Source organism: Enterobacteriaceae endosymbiont of Donacia fulgens (genome assembly GCF_012567545.1).
Lineage (GTDB): Bacteria > Pseudomonadota > Gammaproteobacteria > Enterobacterales > Enterobacteriaceae.
This window is the reverse complement of sequence record NZ_CP046182.1, coordinates 278,301-294,586: the sequence shown is the minus strand read 5'-3', so window position 1 is coordinate 294,586 and position 16,286 is coordinate 278,301. Positions and strand designations below refer to the sequence as shown.

The following is a 16,286-nucleotide window of genomic DNA, read 5'->3' as shown; positions in this document are numbered from 1 at the left end:
AGGTATAAAAATAATTATGTATATAAAATATACTTTTTTACAAAATTATAAAATAAAATCAAAAAAATTTTTACAAAGAACAAAATTTTTAATTAAAATATTTTTAATATTATCATGTATTTTAATATATAATTTATATTATTTACAAATAAAATCTTATAAAAAATATAAATTACAAGCTGAACAAAATTATGTTGGTTTTTTTTTTTTAAAACCTAATAGAGGATTAATTTATGATAGAAATGGAATAGTTTTAGCTAAAAATAAAAGTTTTTATCAAATAAAAATAAAACCTGATAATACTCATGATTTTTTACAAAATGTTATATTTTTACAAAAATTTTTAAAATTAAAAATTAACAAATTTGATATTATAAATTTAATAAAATTTAAAATAAAACAAAATCCATCAAAAGAAATAACTCTAAAAATAAATTTAAATAATACTCAAGTATCAAAATTTTTAGTAAACAAATATCAATTTCCCAGAATGTCTCTTAAAATTTATCAAAAACGTTTTTATCCTCAAAAAGAAATATTTGCACATGTAATAGGTTATATAAATTATAGTAAACATAAAAAAAAAATTATATTTAAAAAAAAAGAAAAAATAAAAAATTATACTGATAACTCTTCAGTAGGAATAAATGGTATTGAAAAATATTATCAAAAAAAAATTTATGGAAATAATGGTTATCAAAAAATTGCTATCAATAACAAAGGATTTTATAAATATAACATATGTAAAAAAGAAGCATATACAGGAAGTGATATTTATTTAACTATTGATTATAATTTACAAAAATATATTTATTCATTAATGAAAGATAAAAAAGGAGCTGTAATTATTAGCGATACAAAAAATGGTGAAATTTTAGCTATGATATCTACTCCTAGTTTTGATCCTAATTTATTTCTTAATAATAGAGAAAAAAATAATTTACATTTTTTATTTAAAAATAATATTATTACTAATAATCCTTTAATTAATCGCGCTATTCAAGGAATTTATCCTCCTGCTTCTACTATAAAACCATATATTGCTTTATTAGCTTTAAATTTAAATTTAATAAATGAACATACAATATTATTTGATCCAGGATGGTGGAGAATTCCTAAATTGAATAAAATATATAAAGATTGGAAAAAAAATGGTCATGGTTATTTAAATATTAACAAAGCAATACAAGAATCATCTGATTCTTTTTTTTATAGATTAGCCTATAATATAGGTATTAATAAAATCTATAAATGGATGAATAAATTTGGTTATGGTAAATTAACAAATATTGATCTTTTTAATGAACAGATAGGTAATATGCCAACAAAACAATGGAAATTACAAAATATAGACAACCCTTGGTATATTGGAGATACTATTTCTGTAGGAATAGGACAAAGTTATTGGAATGCAACTCCTATACAAATACATAATGCATTAACTATTTTAGTTAATAATGGTATTAGTAAACCTCTCCATCTTTATAAAAAAGAAAAATTAAATAATATTTTTACTTATTATATTCATAAAAAATATAAAAAAGTAGTAAATTTTTCTATACAATATTGGAATATAGTAAAAAAAGGAATGTTTAATGTAGTAAATAAAAAAAATGGTACTTTATATAAGTATTTTGTTAATGTAAAAAATTATAGTGTAGCTGCAAAAACAGGAACTGCACAAGTTTTTAATTTAAAAAATAAAAAAAAATATAATATTAATACAGTAGAAGAAAAATTAAGAGATCATAAACTTATAATAGCTTTTGCCCCTTTTAAAAATCCTAGAATAGCTATGACTATTATTATAGAAAATAGTAATAAAAATATATTTATTGGTGATATTGCAAGAAAAATTTTAGATTATATTTTTAAAAATAAAAAAAACTTTTTAATATAAAATATTTAATTATGTGATTTTATCATGAAAAAAAAAAACTTTAGTAAATTTATACATTCTGTATTACATATAGATATAATATTATTATTATTAATAATAATAATTTTAATAATTAGTTTGTTTATAACATGGAGTTCAACAGGTATTAAAAATCATATTTTTTTAAAACATAAAATAATTCAAATTTGTATAGGTTTTATAACTATGTTAGTAGCAGCACAAATTCCTCCAAATATTTATAAAAAATATTCTTTTTTATTTTATTGTTTTACTATATGTTTATTAATTGCAGTAAAATTTGTTGGTTGTACTATAAAAGGCGCACAAAGATGGTTACATATTAATTTTATTACATTTCAACCATCTGAAATAGCTAAAATATCAGTTCCTTTAATTGTATCTTATATTATTAATAAATATAATTATTATATTAATAAAAAAACATTTTTTAAAATAATAATTTTAATATTAATCCCGACCATATTAGTTGCTAAACAACCAGATTTAGGTACTGCTATATTAATTGGTTTATCTGGAGCTATTATATTATTTTTAGCTGGATTATCTTGGAAAAGAATTTTACATAGTATTATTTTATTTATAATATTTCTTCCTTTTGCATGGGTATTTTTATTACATGATTATCAAAGAGAAAGATTTTTAATGTTATTAAAAACACATTGTGATTTATTAGGAAAAGGATATCATATTTTTCAATCTAAAATAGCAATTAGTTCTGGAGGATTATTTGGAAAAGGTTGGAATCATGGGACACAATCACAATTAAATTTTTTACCAGAAAAACATACTGATTTTATATTTTCTGTATTTGCAGAAGAATTTGGTTTTATAGGAGTATTATTATTAATTATTTTATATTTATCATTAATAGTAAGAAGTTTATTCTTATCATTTAAATGTCGTGATATTTTTAATAAAATTATAATTAGTGGGATAATACTAATATTTTTTTTATGTATATTTATTAATATAAGTATGGTAAGTGGTTTATTACCTATTGTAGGAATCCCTTTACCTTTAATAAGTTATGGGGGTACATCTCTTGTTGTAATTATGGCTAATTTTGGCATTATAATGTCTATGTATACACATAATAGTATTATTTAGTATTTTTAAAAAAAATATTATTTATAATTTATAATATATTTAATAGGGTTATTTTCATGCAAAAAATATTTAACTTTAGTCCTGGACCAGCTTTATTACCTTATGAAGTTTTAAAAAAAGCACAAAATGAATTAATAAATTGGAATAATTTAAATGTTTCTGTTATGGAGATTAGTCATCGTACTAATCATTTTATGAATTTAATTAAGGATATAAAAAAAGATTTAAGAGAACTAATTAATATTCCATTACAATATGAAATATTATTTTGTCAAGGAGGAGCCAGAACACAATTTTCAGCTATACCAATGAATTTATTAGATTATACTGAAACAGCTGATTATGCAAATATTGGACATTGGTCAAATGAAGCAATAAAAGAAGCTAAAAAATATTGTAATCCACATATTATTAATCCATTAAAAAAAAAAAATGGACTATACTATATTGAAAAAATGAAATATTGGAATTTTAATCATAATTCAAAATATATACATTATTGTCCTAATGAAACAATAGAAGGAATTGCAATTAATGAAGAACCAAAATTTAAAAACAAAACTATTATAGCAGATTTATCATCTGTTATTCTTGCTAAAGAAATTGATATAAAAAATTATGGTATGATCTATGCAAGTGCACAAAAAAATATTGGTCCTGCTGGTTTAACTATTTTAATTATAAAAAAAAATTTAATTTTAAATAATAATAAAAAAAGAAAAGAATTACCTTCAGTCTTAGACTATGAAATTATATCTAAACATAATTCAATGTTTAATACACCTGCTACATTTTCTTTATATTTATCAGGGTTAGTTTTAAAATGGTTAAAAAAAAAGGGGGGTATAAAATATATTAGTAAAATAAATAAAAAAAAAGCCAAATTACTTTATTCAACTATAGATAAAAGTAAATTTTATATAAATAAAATTAAAAATAGTAATAGATCAATAACAAATATTGTGTTTCATTTTAAAAATCCTGAAAAAGAAAATTTATTTTTGAAAAAATCACAAGAAAATGGATTATATTATCTTAAAGGACATAAAAAAATAGGAGGAATAAGAGCTTCAATATATAATGCCATGCCTATAGAAGGGATTAAAAAATTAATAAATTTTATGAATGATTTTGAAAAAAAGTATATATAAATGATATGATTATTTTAAAATTTAATATAAATTATATATATAATATGAAAAATATTTTAACACTCCAACCTATTAATAAAATTCAAGGTTCTATTTTTTTACCTGGTTCTAAAAGTATTTCTAATAGAGTTTTGTTATTATCAGCTTTAGCTAAAGGTTCTACTAAATTAATAAATTTACTTAATAGTGATGATATTAATCATATGTTAAATGCATTAAAAAAATTAGGTATTAATTTTGTTTTATCTCATAATAAAAAAGAATGTTTAATTATGGGTAATGATGGGATTTTTAAACCTAAAAAAAAAATAAAATTATTTCTTGGAAATGCCGGAACTGTTATTAGACCATTAACAGCTTTATTATCATTAAATGAAAAATGTGATATTATTTTAACTGGAGAACCAAGAATGAAGGAAAGACCTATAAAACATCTTGTAGATTCTTTAAAAAATGGTGGAGCTGTTATTGAATATTTAGAAAAAAAAAATTATCCACCTATACATATAAAAGGTGGATTTAAGGGTAATAAGTTTATTAAAATAAATGGTTCTATTTCTAGTCAATTTTTAACATCATTACTAATGATTAGTCCTTTAATAAAGGGTAATACTGTAATTAATATTTATAATAATTTAGTATCTAAACCATATATTGATATAACTATCAAATTAATGAAAGTTTTTGGTATATATGTAGAAAATAATAATTATAAACAATTTAAAATTTATGGACAACAGAATTATATCTCTCCTGGAGAATATATTATAGAAGGAGATGCTTCTTCTGCTTCCTATTTTTTATCTGCTGCAGCTATTAAAGGAGGAACTGTAAGATTAGAAAATATAAATAAAAATAGTATTCAAGGAGATATTAAATATATTAATATTTTAAAAAGTATGGGAGCCATAATAAATTATGGTAAAAATTATATTAGTTGTACAAAAAATACTCTAAAATCTATAAATATGGATTTAAATGATATTCCAGATGTAGCTATGACTTTAGCTGTTACTAGTTTATTTGCTAAAGGAATTACTACTATAAAAAATATATATAATTGGCGAGTTAAAGAAACTGATCGTTTACAAGCAATGTCTAATGAATTGAAAAAAACTGGTGCAAAAATCATTACAGGTAATGATTATATTATTATTTTTCCTCCTAAATATATAAATAAAGTTATTATTGAAACATATAATGATCATCGTATAGCTATGTGTTTTTCATTATTATCATTATCTAATAATTCGGTAAGTATTATTAACCCTAATTGTACTAGTAAAACATATCCTAATTTTTTTAAAGAATTTAAAAAAATAAGTTTTTATAATTAAATTATAAATATTTAATTAATTAAAATCTATAACATTTAAAATTTTTAGAATAGTATATTAATATAAAGATATATAGTTGCAGAAAAAAAAATTTAATGTTATTTTTGTATAAATATATATAAAATATAATTTATATATAATATATAGTATTAAATTATATTTAACTACTTCTCATAAAAGGAATATATGAGTTTTTTAAAAAATAAGACTTAATATGATTTAAGTGGATATTTTATTATAAATATTTAAAAGTTACTAATATGAATGAATGTTTTGCAGAATTATTTGAAAAATCATTAAAAAACAAAATTATTAACTTAGGATCAATAATTTCTGGAACTATTATTTCTATTGAAAAAGATATTGTTTTAGTAGATGCTGGATTAAAATCAGAATCCTGTATCCCTATTTCACAATTTAAAAATTCCCAAGGAAAACTTGAAATTAAAATAGGAGATATTGTAGATGTATCATTAGATACAATAGAAGATGGTTTTGGTGAAACTATTTTATCCAGAGAAAAAGCTAAAAGACATGAATCTTGGTTAATTTTAGAAAAAGCTAATATAGATAATAGTAATATAAAAGGTATAATTACTGGTAAAGTAAAAGGAGGTTTTACTGTTGAACTTAATAGTATTAGAGCTTTTTTACCTGGTTCTTTAGTAGATATTAGACCAATTAGAGATACTTCTCATTTAGAAGGTAAAGAATTAGATTTTAAAGTTATTAAATTAGATCAAAAAAGAAATAATGTAGTTGTATCTAGAAAAGCAGTTATAGAATTCGAAAATAGTGCAGAAAGAAATCATTTACTAAACACTATATATGAAGGTATGGAAATTAAAGGTTTAGTAAAAAATCTTACTGATTATGGAGCATTTGTTGATTTAGGAGGAGTTGATGGATTATTACATATAACAGATATGGCATGGAAAAGAGTAAAACATCCAAGTGAAATTGTTAATATTGGTGAAGAAATTAAAATTAAAATACTAAAATTCGATAAAGATAAAACTCGTGTTTCATTAGGATTAAAACAGTTAGGAGAAGACCCATGGAAATCTATTTCTAAACGTTATCCTGAAAATAGTAAGTTATTAGGACGTGTTACAAATTTAACAGATTATGGATGTTTTGTAGAAATTCAAGAAGGGGTAGAAGGATTAGTTCATATATCGGAAATGGATTGGACAAATAAAAATATACATCCTACTAAAATAGTAAATGTTAATGATAAAGTTGAAGTTATGGTATTAGATATTGATGAAGAAAGAAGAAGAATTTCTTTAGGAATTAAACAATGTACAATTAATCCCTGGTTAGAATTTTCTAAAAGTTATAAAAAAGGTGATCATGTTAAAGGTAAAATAAAATCAATAACAGATTTTGGTATTTTTATTGGTTTAAATGGGGGTATAGACGGATTAGTTCATTTATCTGATTTATCATGGATAAATAATGGTGAAGACGAAGTACATAAATATAAAAAAGGTAGTGATATTACAACTATAGTTTTACAAGTAGATCCAGAAAGAGAGAGAATTTCTTTAGGAATTAAACAATTAAAAGAAGATCCTTTAAATAAATATTTTATAGAACAAAAAAAAAATAATAAAGTAGTAGGTATTATATTTAATATAGATAATAAAAATATTAAATTAAAATTTAATGATGAAATAATAGGTAATGTTAAATTATCTGAATATAAAAATAATAAAATTGAAAATATTTTAAAATATTTTAAAGTTGGTCAAAATATAGAAGGTAGAATAAGTAGTATTGATCGTAAAACTAGAATTGTTAATATAATTATTAATTTAAAAAATATAGAAAATAAAATTATTAAAAAAAATAAAAAAAATAATTTTTCTAATGTAATGACAGAAGCATTTAAAGCTGCGAAAAAATATGAATAATAATATTATTTATTAGATTAATAATTATTAATAATAAAAAAATTTAAAATATATAAATTTAATATTATAATTATGAATTATATAGTTATCCCTGTTACAAATTTTAATCAAAATTGTTATATAATATGGTGTAAAAAAACATTCAGTGCAGTTCTTATTGATCCAGGGGGTGATTATTTAAAAATTTTAAAAATTTTAAATAAATATAAATTAAATATAGTTAAAATTTTAATAACTCATTGTCATTTAGATCATATTGGTGCAGCTTATATTTTATCAAAAATTTTAAATATCCCTATATTAGGACCACATAAAAAAGATATTTTTTGGATAAAAAATATAGAATTACAAAGTAAACTTTTTAAACTTCCATATTGTATTTTTACAAAAAATATATGGTTAAAAAATAAGCAAAAAATTTATATAGGTAATATTGTTTTACAAACATATCATTGTCCTGGTCATACTCCAGGTCATGTTATTTATTTTAATAAATTAAATAATATTTTAATATCTGGAGATACTATTTTTAAAAATAGTATAGGACGAACAGATTTACCAAAAAGTAATTTTAATATTTTAATTAATTCTATAAAAAATAAAATTATTTCATTAGGTATGAAAACAATAATTTTACCTGGACATGGGGAAAAAACTAATATTAATTATGAATTAATAAATAATTATTGGTTAAAAAATATAAACTAACTACTTCTAAAATTTATTTTTTATAAAATTATTAAATTTAAGAAATAGCTAGTAATGAATAAATATTTTATTATTTATTTAAAAGTTATAAACTATACCTATACCAAAAAGATTATCTGTAAAAATATGATTTGATCTTACATATCTATCATTTTTATTTAATAAATTAATACGATAATCAAAATAAGCAGATAAATTTTTATTAAATTTATAAATTGTATTAATTGTTACATATTTTAAAAAACTTATATTACCTCCAGGATAATGGTATCCTGCAGGGATATTGTTACCTTCAGATTGGACATAAGAAATAGTAGCTTTTAAATTATTATTAAATTTATATTGTCCAATAATTTCTAAATTTTTAATTTTATTAGCGAAATAATAATTATTTCGATCTAAATATGTTAATGAATTTTTTGTTTTACTAAAAACAGTAGCTAAATAAATATTATTTTTTTCGTATTTTGCTCCAATTGAAAAAGCATTTATATCATTATTTTTGTTATTTTTATCTTTTATAAAAAAGATTTTTTTTAATTCATCATTTTTATCAATTATTTTAGAAGAATTAAAATAAGATCCTGTAATACTTACACCTGAATTTCCTATTTTATATTTGATTGAAGCTCCCCATCCTTTTTTATTTTTTTCTTTTTCTATAAAAATATCATGATCTTTATTAATATTTTTATTATAAAAAACATCATTTTCAGAAAAAAAAGGACTTTTATATTGTAAAGCAAAATCTAGTCCTTTAATTAAACCAAAAAAATTTTTATTTCTATATGTTAGAAGATTATTTGTTCTTCCAAACATAAATTTATCATTATGATTATACATTAAATCATCTATAAAAAAAGAAGATTCTTTTTTAATAAAAGAAGTTGAATCATATAAAATTCCGTAGTTTCTTCCAAAATCTATAGAATTATTACCATTATTAAAATTTAAACCAATAAAACCTAAACGTATTGAAGGAAAAACATTTTTATCTATTTCAGTTTGATTTATTGGTAAACTATATTCAAATTGAGCATAACCATAAATATTATTAAAAATATTTGTATTACCTTTGAAACCAAAAATCATATTTGAAATAATATTTTCATATTTTTTGGGTATATCTTCTCTGTCTTGATTAGAATAAGTTTTTTTAATATCTAAAAATCCATATAAATCTAATTTTTGTCCATTTTTATTATAAATTTCACTTGCATTAACAGTAGTAATACTGCTAATTGTTAATAAAAAAGGTATTAAAAATTTTAATATATTACATTTCATAATTTTTATCCTTATTAATAATAATTAATTATATTAAATTTAAAATAAGATTTATAAAAAAATAATTTTTTTTATATTTTTAAAAATTTTTTAAAATCTTGCATTATAAGGAGTTCTTGGAAATGGTATTATATCTTTAATGTTATATATCCCAGTAATATATGATATTAATCTTTCAAAACCTAAACCAAATCCAGAATGAGGGATGGTACCATATTTTCTTAAATCACGATACCACCAATAATTATTTTTATTAAGTTTTAATTCCTTTAATCTTTTATCTAGAATATCTATTCTACTCTCTCGTTGAGAACCTCCTATAATTTCTCCAATATCAGGAAATAAAACATCTATAGATGCTACAGTTTTTTTATCATTATTTAAATACATATAAAATGCTTTAATATTTTTAGGATAATTATATATTATTACTATATTATTAAAATATTTATTTGTTAAATATTTTTCGTGTTCTATTAAAAGATCTTCACCCCATGTAATTATATGGGAAAATTTTTCTTTACAATTTTTTAAAATATTTATAGCTTCATTATATTCAATAATATTAAATTTATTTAATAAAACTTTATTAATTTTATTAAACAAATTATTATTATTTCTTTGAGATAAAAAAGAAATCTCACTTTCATGAAAATTTAAAAAGTATTTAAAAATACTTTTTAACATTTTTTCTATAAAATAGATAATATATTCTAAATTAGAAAATGCTATTTCTATTTCTAACATCCAAAATTCTGCTAGATGACGTTTAGTATTTGAGTTTTCCGCTCTAAAAGTAGGTCCAAATGTATAAACTTTAGACATAGAACAAGCATATGTTTCTAAATTTAATTGTCCTGAAACGGTTAAAAATACTTCTTTACCAAAAAAATCTTTTTTAAAAATATTATTATTTTTTATATATTTAATATTTGATAAATCTAGAGTAGATACTCTAAACATTTTGCCTGATCCTTCAGTATCTAATGTAGTAATTAAAGGAGTATTAACCCAAAAAAAATTTTTTTTATTTAAAAAATTATGTATATATAAAGCAATATTATGTTTTATTCTTGTAATACAACTAATTATTTTTGTTCTAGATCTTAAATGAGATACTTCTCTTAAATATTTTAAACTATGTTTTTTAGGAGAAATGGGATATTCCCCAGGATTATATACCCAACCTAAAATTTTTATTTGTAATGCATGTATTTCATATTTTTGTAAATTTTTAGGAGAATATTTAAATATTCCTTTTACTTTTAAAGAACATCCACTAGTAATATTTAAAATTTCTTTTTCATAATTATTTAATTTATTATTAGCAATAATTTGTATATCTTGTATACAAGATCCATCATATAAATTAATAAAAGAAATACCTAATTTAGAATGTCTTCTATTACGAACCCAACCTCCTATAAATATTTTACTATTAATTTTTATTTTTCCAGTTATTAATTGAGATATACTAGAAATTAAATACATTATTATTTTCTCTTAATTAGAATTCTAAATTTTAAAATTAATATTATTTTTTATTACAAAATAAATTTAAGTTTATAAAAATTATAATTTCAATTATTTATACTTAAATTTAAAATATTAAATGCATTTTTTTCTGTTTGAGTATCTAAAATTGAATATTTTTCTTTTCTTAAAAAAACAATTTTTTTTAAAAGATTAGGTAATAGTGAAGGTTCATTTCTTCCTTTTAATTTTTTATATATTTTATAATACATTTTTTTAAATAATAAAAATGGAGAATCAGTTCCAATTAATAATTTTTCTTTAGGAATTAATTTAATATCTTGTATAGATCCTATTCTATATTTTTTATTAAAAAATAATTCACTTAAACCTATTGACATATTCATATCCAAACATTTTTCTAATTCATATTTATTACCAGAAAAACAATGTATTATAATTTTAGAAATTTTATGAATCCAAAATTTTAGTACATTAAAAAAAATATTAAAAGCATTACGACAATGTAAATATATAGGCATAGAATAAGATGCAGCTATTTCAAGTTGTGTATTAAAAGCTAATAGTTGTTTTTTTTGAGATGAATAATTTCTATAAAAATCTAATCCACATTCTCCTACTGCTACAATATTTTTATATTTTAACAATTTTTCTATTTTATTAATAATATTATTTTTCCATAAATTAGCATAATGAGGATGTATACCTACTGTAGACCAACAATAATTTTTATATTTTTTAGTTATATTATGAGCACTTACACTATCTTTTATAGAACATCCTATAATTAGCATACCATTTACTTTTTTTTTAATGGCTCTATTTATAACACTATCGATATCTTTTTGAAATTGTTTATTTGTTAAATTAACACTTATATCAAACATATATACTCTTTATATATTTTTTTAAAAATTATTTTATTTTTTTTTCTTTAAAATCTTTATTAATTTTATTTATTACTTTTATTCCTAAATTACGAAAATTTTCTGCTTTAGAAATTATATTACCTTTACCTTTAAATAATTTTTTAATAGCTAAATTATAATTTATTTGTAATTTATTAATACTTTTTTCTAAAAGATGTATGTCATCTACAAATAATCTAATTTTATCATATAATTTTGTTGCTTTACTTGCAATAATTAAAGAATTTTTATTTTGTTTATCAAAACGCCATAAATTTTCTATTGTTCTTAAAGAAATCATTAAAGTTGTAGGACTAACTAACATAATATTTAATTTTAAAGCTTCATATAATAAAGCAGGTTTAAAATTAATTGCTAATGAAAATGCAGATTCTATTGGGATAAACATTATAATATAATCTAATAATTTTAGTTTTAATAAACATTGATATTTTTTATTACTTAGTAAGTGTAAATGATTACGAATAGCTAATATATGCTCATTTAATGCTTTTTTTTGTTTATTTTTATCATTAGTATTAAAATAACGTTCATATGATATTAAAGTCATTTTTGAATCTATAATTATCTTTTTATTATAAGGTAAATTTATAATTACATCTGGTTGTATTATTTCATTATTTTCTAATTTTATTTTTTTTTGTGTTTCATATTCATATCCATTTCTTAACCCAGAAGATTCTAAAATTTTATTTAATACTAATTCCCCCCAAATACCTTGAACTTTATTATTACCTTTTAAAGCATTAGTAAGATTAATAGCTTCTTGAGAAATATGTATATTTAATTTTTTTAAATTTTTAATTTCATTAGTTAATATATTTCTTTCTAATGATTCTTGATTTAAATTTTTTTGTAATTGTTTTGTTAAAAACTCTAATTGTATATTTAAAGGATAAATAATATTTTTCATATTTTGAGTACTATATTTATTTATTCTTTTTTCACTTTTTTTTAAAATTTTATTAGCTAAATTTTGAAATTCTATATTTAAATGATGATTATTATTAATGATTAATTTTTCTTTTTTATTAAAAAAAATAATAGTATCATTTAATTTTGTTTCAAGTTCTTTAATTTTTATTTTTAAATTTAGAATAATTTCAATCTGATTAGATATCATATTATTTAAAGATTTATTTTCTATTTTTATTTTTTGTAAAAATTCTATTTTTTCCATTTTTTTAATTAATTGAATTTCTAATTTTCTATTTTCTTTTATTTTTTTTATTAAATAATTTTTAGAAATTCGTTTTTTTTTTTTTAAATAAAAAAATATAATAATAATTAATAAAAATTGTACAAAAAAATAAATAAAATTTTTATAAAAATACATTAATTTTATAACCTTATATAAAAAATATTATTATTATTATTTTTTTAAAAAAAAATAAAGTTTATTTATTTAAAATAAATAATATTTTATAGTTGACATTTATTTAAAAATATGAATTAATTAATATGTATTTATTATACATAAAACAGGCTTGTAGCTCAGATGGTTAGAGCACACCCCTGATAAGGGTGAGGTCGGTGGTTCAAATCCACTCAAGCCTATAGAATTTGGGGGCTATAGCTCAGTTTGGTAGAGCATCTGCTTTGCACGCAGAGGGTCAGCGGTTCGATCCCGCTTAGCTCCATTATATATCTAATAAAATTAGAAATTATTATTTTTAAATAAAAAATTTATCATTTCTTTTTCTAAAAAAGAAATATCTTTTTCTTTTGTCATGTTTAATTTTTTTTCATTGATTAGTTTAGTTTGATATAATAACCATTTAATCCATGCATTTTTAGAAATATGATTATAAATTATTTCTCCTATATTACCTGGATATACTTTATAATTTAATTTTTTCATTTTACATTGAAAATATACACAAAAAATTTTTTTTGACATAATTTTCTTCTATATTTTATTATAATAATATAATGTATAATTTATTTTTTTTCAAAATTATTTACTTATTTTAAAAATATGAATAATATAAAAAGTTTTGTTTGTCGTTATAGAAAATTAAAAAAATCGAAGAAAATATTTTTTAAAAAATATTTCCATCTTTTTAATATTTCTTATAAAAAAAAAGAATTAAATTTTACAAGTATTTTTAATAATAAATTACCTATTATAATCGATATTGGTTTTGGTATAGATGATAATATTATAAATTTTGCTATGAATTATATATATTATAATTTTATTGGAATAGAAGTTTATTTACCAGGAATTATAAATTGTATAAAAAAAATAAAAAAAAATAAAATTAAAAATTTAAAATTAATTTATTATGATGCTTTTTTTGTGTTTAAAAATATGATACCTAATTATTCAATAAAATTAATTCAATTATATTTTCCTGATCCTTGGCCAAAGATAAAACATAAAAAAAGAAGATTATTAAAAATAGATTTTTTAAAAATTATTTTTTTAAAATTACAAAATAATGGAATATTATATATAATAACTGATTGTTTAGATTATAAAAATAATATTATATCAAATATTAAAAATATTAATATTAATAATAATAAATTTATTATTTTAAAATCTAATCAATATAAAAATATTTATAAAAATTTAAATTTATATTTATTAAAAACTAAATTTTTTGACCAAGCAAAAAAACAAAAAAAAAATATATATTATATAGAATATAAAAAAATTTTATTTCTTAAATAAAAATTTCTAATAAATTATTTAAATATAAATGTCCTTTATTAGTTATAAACCAATAATCATTATTTTCTTTTAAATAATCTAATTTTAGTGCTTTTTTTATTAAAGGAATAATTATTACTGTTTTTATTCCAGTCATTTTTAGAAATTCTTTTTTACTAATTTTTTTATATAGTCTTAACCGATTTAAAAAAAATTCAAATATTATTTCTTTATGCAAAATTGTTTTTATAGAATAAAAAAAATCACCATTTATATATTTTTTAATATTTTTATTTTTAATAATTCTAATAATTTTATTATTAAATGTAATTTTACTATGAGAGTTACAACCAATACCTAAATAATTACCAAAATACCAATAATTTAAATTATGTTTACACATAAATTTTTTTTCTTTTACAAAAGAAGAAATTTCATATTGTAGATATTGATGTTTAAAAAATATTTTTTTTCCTTGTAAAAACATTTTCCATAATAAATTATCATTTAATAAATTTTTAGGTTTAAATTTTTCAAAAATTGTATTTTTTTCAATAGTTAACTGATACCATGAAATATGACTAGGTTTAAATAAAATTGCTTTATATAAATCATCATAAGAATTTTTTAATGATTGTCCAGGTATGCCATAGATTATATCTAAATTAAAATTTGATATATTATTTTTAACTAAAATATTAATAGCATTAATAGCTTCTTCAGCATTATGTAATCTTCCTAATATTTTTAAACTTTGATTATTAAAACTTTGAACTCCAATAGAAAAACGATTAATACCACTATTTATATAACTTTTAATTTTTTTTTCAGAAATAGAAGATGGATTTATTTCAATTGTAATTTCTACTGATTTTAATACATATATTTTTTTTTTTATTTTATTTAAAAGTAATGATATTAATTTTTCGTTTAATAAACTTGGAGTACCTCCTCCTAAAAAAATACTTTTAATATAAATTTTTTTTTTAATAAAAAATAAAGTTTTTTCTAAATCTAATAATAAACTATTTATATATAGTTCTTGTATTTTTATATTTTTTTTTATAAAAATAGTTGAATAAAAATCACAATAAGGACATTTTTTTAAACACCAAGGAATATGAATATATAAACTGTAATATTTATTAAAATTAATCATATTATTATATTTATATTAAAAACCAAAATTGAGGAAATAAATCCATAAATAAATTATTTAAAAAAAATAAAACTATATTAGTAATTAATAAAATTATATTTATATTATAAATATTAAAAAAATTATTTTTTTTAAAATTATATATTTGATTTATAAATACTTCTAAAAGATCATTAAAATCATTATTTCTTATATTAAGAATATTAGAAATTAAATATATTGTAATTAACCAAAAAAATAAATATCCTAAAAATTTTAATAAAGTTAAAATACTAACAAATAAATAAATATGTAAATTATACAAAAATAAATATTTATCTTGTATTAAAATTAATATTGGATATTTTAGAAATATTAATAATAATATTATTATTAATGATAAAAATTCATCTTTATTTTTTTGAAAAAAAAAATTTTTAAAATATTTTAAAATAATATTTGTTAATAAAATAATATATTTTACAAAAAAATTATAATAATTATTAATTGAAAAATATATCCATAATCTTAATGAAAATATAGAAATAATAATTTCTATTAGATGTTTGTAAAGACATATTATTGTTATCATAATAACCTCAAATTACATACAATACTTTTTATAAAAATAATTTT

14 protein-coding genes and 2 tRNA genes are annotated in these 16,286 nt (G+C 18.4%); 9 read left to right on the top strand and 7 right to left on the bottom strand.

Annotated elements, in window-relative coordinates:
• Positions 1-16 precede the first annotated feature (16 nt).
• The 6 genes from mrdA (at position 17) to GJU05_RS01440 (ending at position 8,143) form a co-directional block, all read left to right on the top strand.
• The gene (mrdA, locus tag GJU05_RS01465; RefSeq protein ID WP_208753774.1) at positions 17-1,900 is read left to right on the top strand and encodes a penicillin-binding protein 2; all 1,884 of its coding nucleotides are present in this window, start codon (positions 17-19) and stop codon (positions 1,898-1,900) included.
• 24 nt (positions 1,901-1,924) lie between these two features.
• Entirely contained in the window at positions 1,925-3,028 is a 1,104-nt protein-coding gene (rodA, locus tag GJU05_RS01460; protein WP_208753773.1) for a rod shape-determining protein RodA, read from the top strand.
• A gap of 56 nt (positions 3,029-3,084) precedes the next feature.
• The gene (gene serC / locus GJU05_RS01455; protein ID WP_208753772.1) at positions 3,085-4,179 is read left to right on the top strand and encodes a 3-phosphoserine/phosphohydroxythreonine transaminase; all 1,095 of its coding nucleotides are present in this window, start codon (positions 3,085-3,087) and stop codon (positions 4,177-4,179) included.
• 44 nt (positions 4,180-4,223) lie between these two features.
• Positions 4,224-5,516, top strand: coding sequence for a 3-phosphoshikimate 1-carboxyvinyltransferase (gene aroA / locus GJU05_RS01450; RefSeq protein WP_208753942.1), 1,293 nt, complete (start codon positions 4,224-4,226; stop codon positions 5,514-5,516).
• 260 nt (positions 5,517-5,776) lie between these two features.
• Entirely contained in the window at positions 5,777-7,435 is a 1,659-nt protein-coding gene (gene rpsA, locus GJU05_RS01445; RefSeq protein WP_208753771.1) for a 30S ribosomal protein S1, read from the top strand.
• Positions 7,436-7,507: 72 nt separating this feature from the next.
• Positions 7,508-8,143, top strand: coding sequence for an MBL fold metallo-hydrolase (locus tag GJU05_RS01440; protein ID WP_208753770.1), 636 nt, complete (start codon positions 7,508-7,510; stop codon positions 8,141-8,143).
• A 78-nt stretch (positions 8,144-8,221) separates the two neighbouring features.
• On the opposite strand, the gene GJU05_RS01435 is transcribed toward GJU05_RS01440, so the two are convergent.
• The 4 genes from GJU05_RS01435 to rmuC all read right to left on the bottom strand — a co-directional run bounded on the left by GJU05_RS01435 (position 8,222) and on the right by rmuC (position 13,189).
• Positions 8,222-9,430, bottom strand: a complete 1,209-nt coding sequence (locus tag GJU05_RS01435; RefSeq protein WP_208753769.1) for a porin — start codon at positions 9,428-9,430, stop codon at positions 8,222-8,224.
• 90 nt (positions 9,431-9,520) lie between these two features.
• Positions 9,521-10,921: an asparagine--tRNA ligase gene (gene asnS, locus GJU05_RS01430; protein ID WP_208753768.1), complete on the bottom strand. Its 1,401-nt coding sequence runs from the start codon at positions 10,919-10,921 to the stop codon at positions 9,521-9,523.
• Between the two features lie 89 nt (positions 10,922-11,010).
• A complete protein-coding gene (locus tag GJU05_RS01425) occupies positions 11,011-11,811 on the bottom strand; it encodes a TatD family hydrolase (RefSeq protein WP_208753767.1) in 801 nt (266 codons plus the stop codon).
• Positions 11,812-11,839: 28 nt separating this feature from the next.
• Positions 11,840-13,189, bottom strand: coding sequence for a DNA recombination protein RmuC (gene rmuC / locus GJU05_RS01420; protein ID WP_208753766.1), 1,350 nt, complete (start codon positions 13,187-13,189; stop codon positions 11,840-11,842).
• A gap of 147 nt (positions 13,190-13,336) precedes the next feature.
• Between rmuC and GJU05_RS01415 the strand changes: the two genes are divergently transcribed.
• Together GJU05_RS01415 and GJU05_RS01410 are read left to right on the top strand one after the other, a co-directional pair.
• Positions 13,337-13,410, top strand: a tRNA-Ile gene (locus tag GJU05_RS01415).
• A gap of 9 nt (positions 13,411-13,419) precedes the next feature.
• Positions 13,420-13,493 (top strand) — tRNA-Ala (locus tag GJU05_RS01410).
• A gap of 17 nt (positions 13,494-13,510) precedes the next feature.
• Here GJU05_RS01410 and GJU05_RS01405 read toward each other — a convergent pair.
• Positions 13,511-13,753: an oxidative damage protection protein gene (locus GJU05_RS01405; RefSeq protein WP_208753765.1), complete on the bottom strand. Its 243-nt coding sequence runs from the start codon at positions 13,751-13,753 to the stop codon at positions 13,511-13,513.
• A 78-nt stretch (positions 13,754-13,831) separates the two neighbouring features.
• On the opposite strand from GJU05_RS01405, the gene trmB reads away from it, so the two are divergent.
• Positions 13,832-14,533: a tRNA (guanosine(46)-N7)-methyltransferase TrmB gene (trmB, locus tag GJU05_RS01400; RefSeq protein WP_208753764.1), complete on the top strand. Its 702-nt coding sequence runs from the start codon at positions 13,832-13,834 to the stop codon at positions 14,531-14,533.
• Here the strand turns inward: trmB and hemW are convergent.
• Both hemW and GJU05_RS01390 read right to left on the bottom strand, forming a co-directional pair.
• Positions 14,526-15,671 (bottom strand): radical SAM family heme chaperone HemW, encoded by a 1,146-nt coding sequence (gene hemW / locus GJU05_RS01395; RefSeq protein ID WP_208753763.1) that lies wholly within the window; start codon positions 15,669-15,671, stop codon positions 14,526-14,528. The two genes, trmB and hemW, sit on opposite strands and share 8 nt — an antisense overlap.
• A 10-nt stretch (positions 15,672-15,681) precedes the next feature.
• A complete protein-coding gene (locus GJU05_RS01390; RefSeq protein WP_208753762.1) occupies positions 15,682-16,242 on the bottom strand; it encodes a hypothetical protein in 561 nt (186 codons plus the stop codon).
• Positions 16,243-16,286 lie beyond the last annotated feature (44 nt).

Coding starts and splice junctions, on each gene's coding strand:
- GJU05_RS01435 (WP_208753769.1), bottom strand. CDS start 9,430: ATGAAATGTAATATATTAAAATTTTTAATACCTTTTTTATTAACAATT.
- hemW (WP_208753763.1), bottom strand. CDS start 15,671: ATGATTAATTTTAATAAATATTACAGTTTATATATTCATATTCCTTGG.
- asnS (WP_208753768.1), bottom strand. CDS start 10,921: ATGTATTTAATTTCTAGTATATCTCAATTAATAACTGGAAAAATAAAA.
- rmuC (WP_208753766.1), bottom strand. CDS start 13,189: ATGTATTTTTATAAAAATTTTATTTATTTTTTTGTACAATTTTTATTA.
- rpsA (WP_208753771.1), top strand. CDS start 5,777: ATGAATGAATGTTTTGCAGAATTATTTGAAAAATCATTAAAAAACAAA.
- trmB (WP_208753764.1), top strand. CDS start 13,832: ATGAATAATATAAAAAGTTTTGTTTGTCGTTATAGAAAATTAAAAAAA.
- rodA (WP_208753773.1), top strand. CDS start 1,925: ATGAAAAAAAAAAACTTTAGTAAATTTATACATTCTGTATTACATATA.
- GJU05_RS01440 (WP_208753770.1), top strand. CDS start 7,508: ATGAATTATATAGTTATCCCTGTTACAAATTTTAATCAAAATTGTTAT.
- aroA (WP_208753942.1), top strand. CDS start 4,224: ATGAAAAATATTTTAACACTCCAACCTATTAATAAAATTCAAGGTTCT.
- GJU05_RS01405 (WP_208753765.1), bottom strand. CDS start 13,753: ATGTCAAAAAAAATTTTTTGTGTATATTTTCAATGTAAAATGAAAAAA.
- serC (WP_208753772.1), top strand. CDS start 3,085: ATGCAAAAAATATTTAACTTTAGTCCTGGACCAGCTTTATTACCTTAT.
- GJU05_RS01425 (WP_208753767.1), bottom strand. CDS start 11,811: ATGTTTGATATAAGTGTTAATTTAACAAATAAACAATTTCAAAAAGAT.
- GJU05_RS01390 (WP_208753762.1), bottom strand. CDS start 16,242: ATGATAACAATAATATGTCTTTACAAACATCTAATAGAAATTATTATT.
- mrdA (WP_208753774.1), top strand. CDS start 17: ATGTATATAAAATATACTTTTTTACAAAATTATAAAATAAAATCAAAA.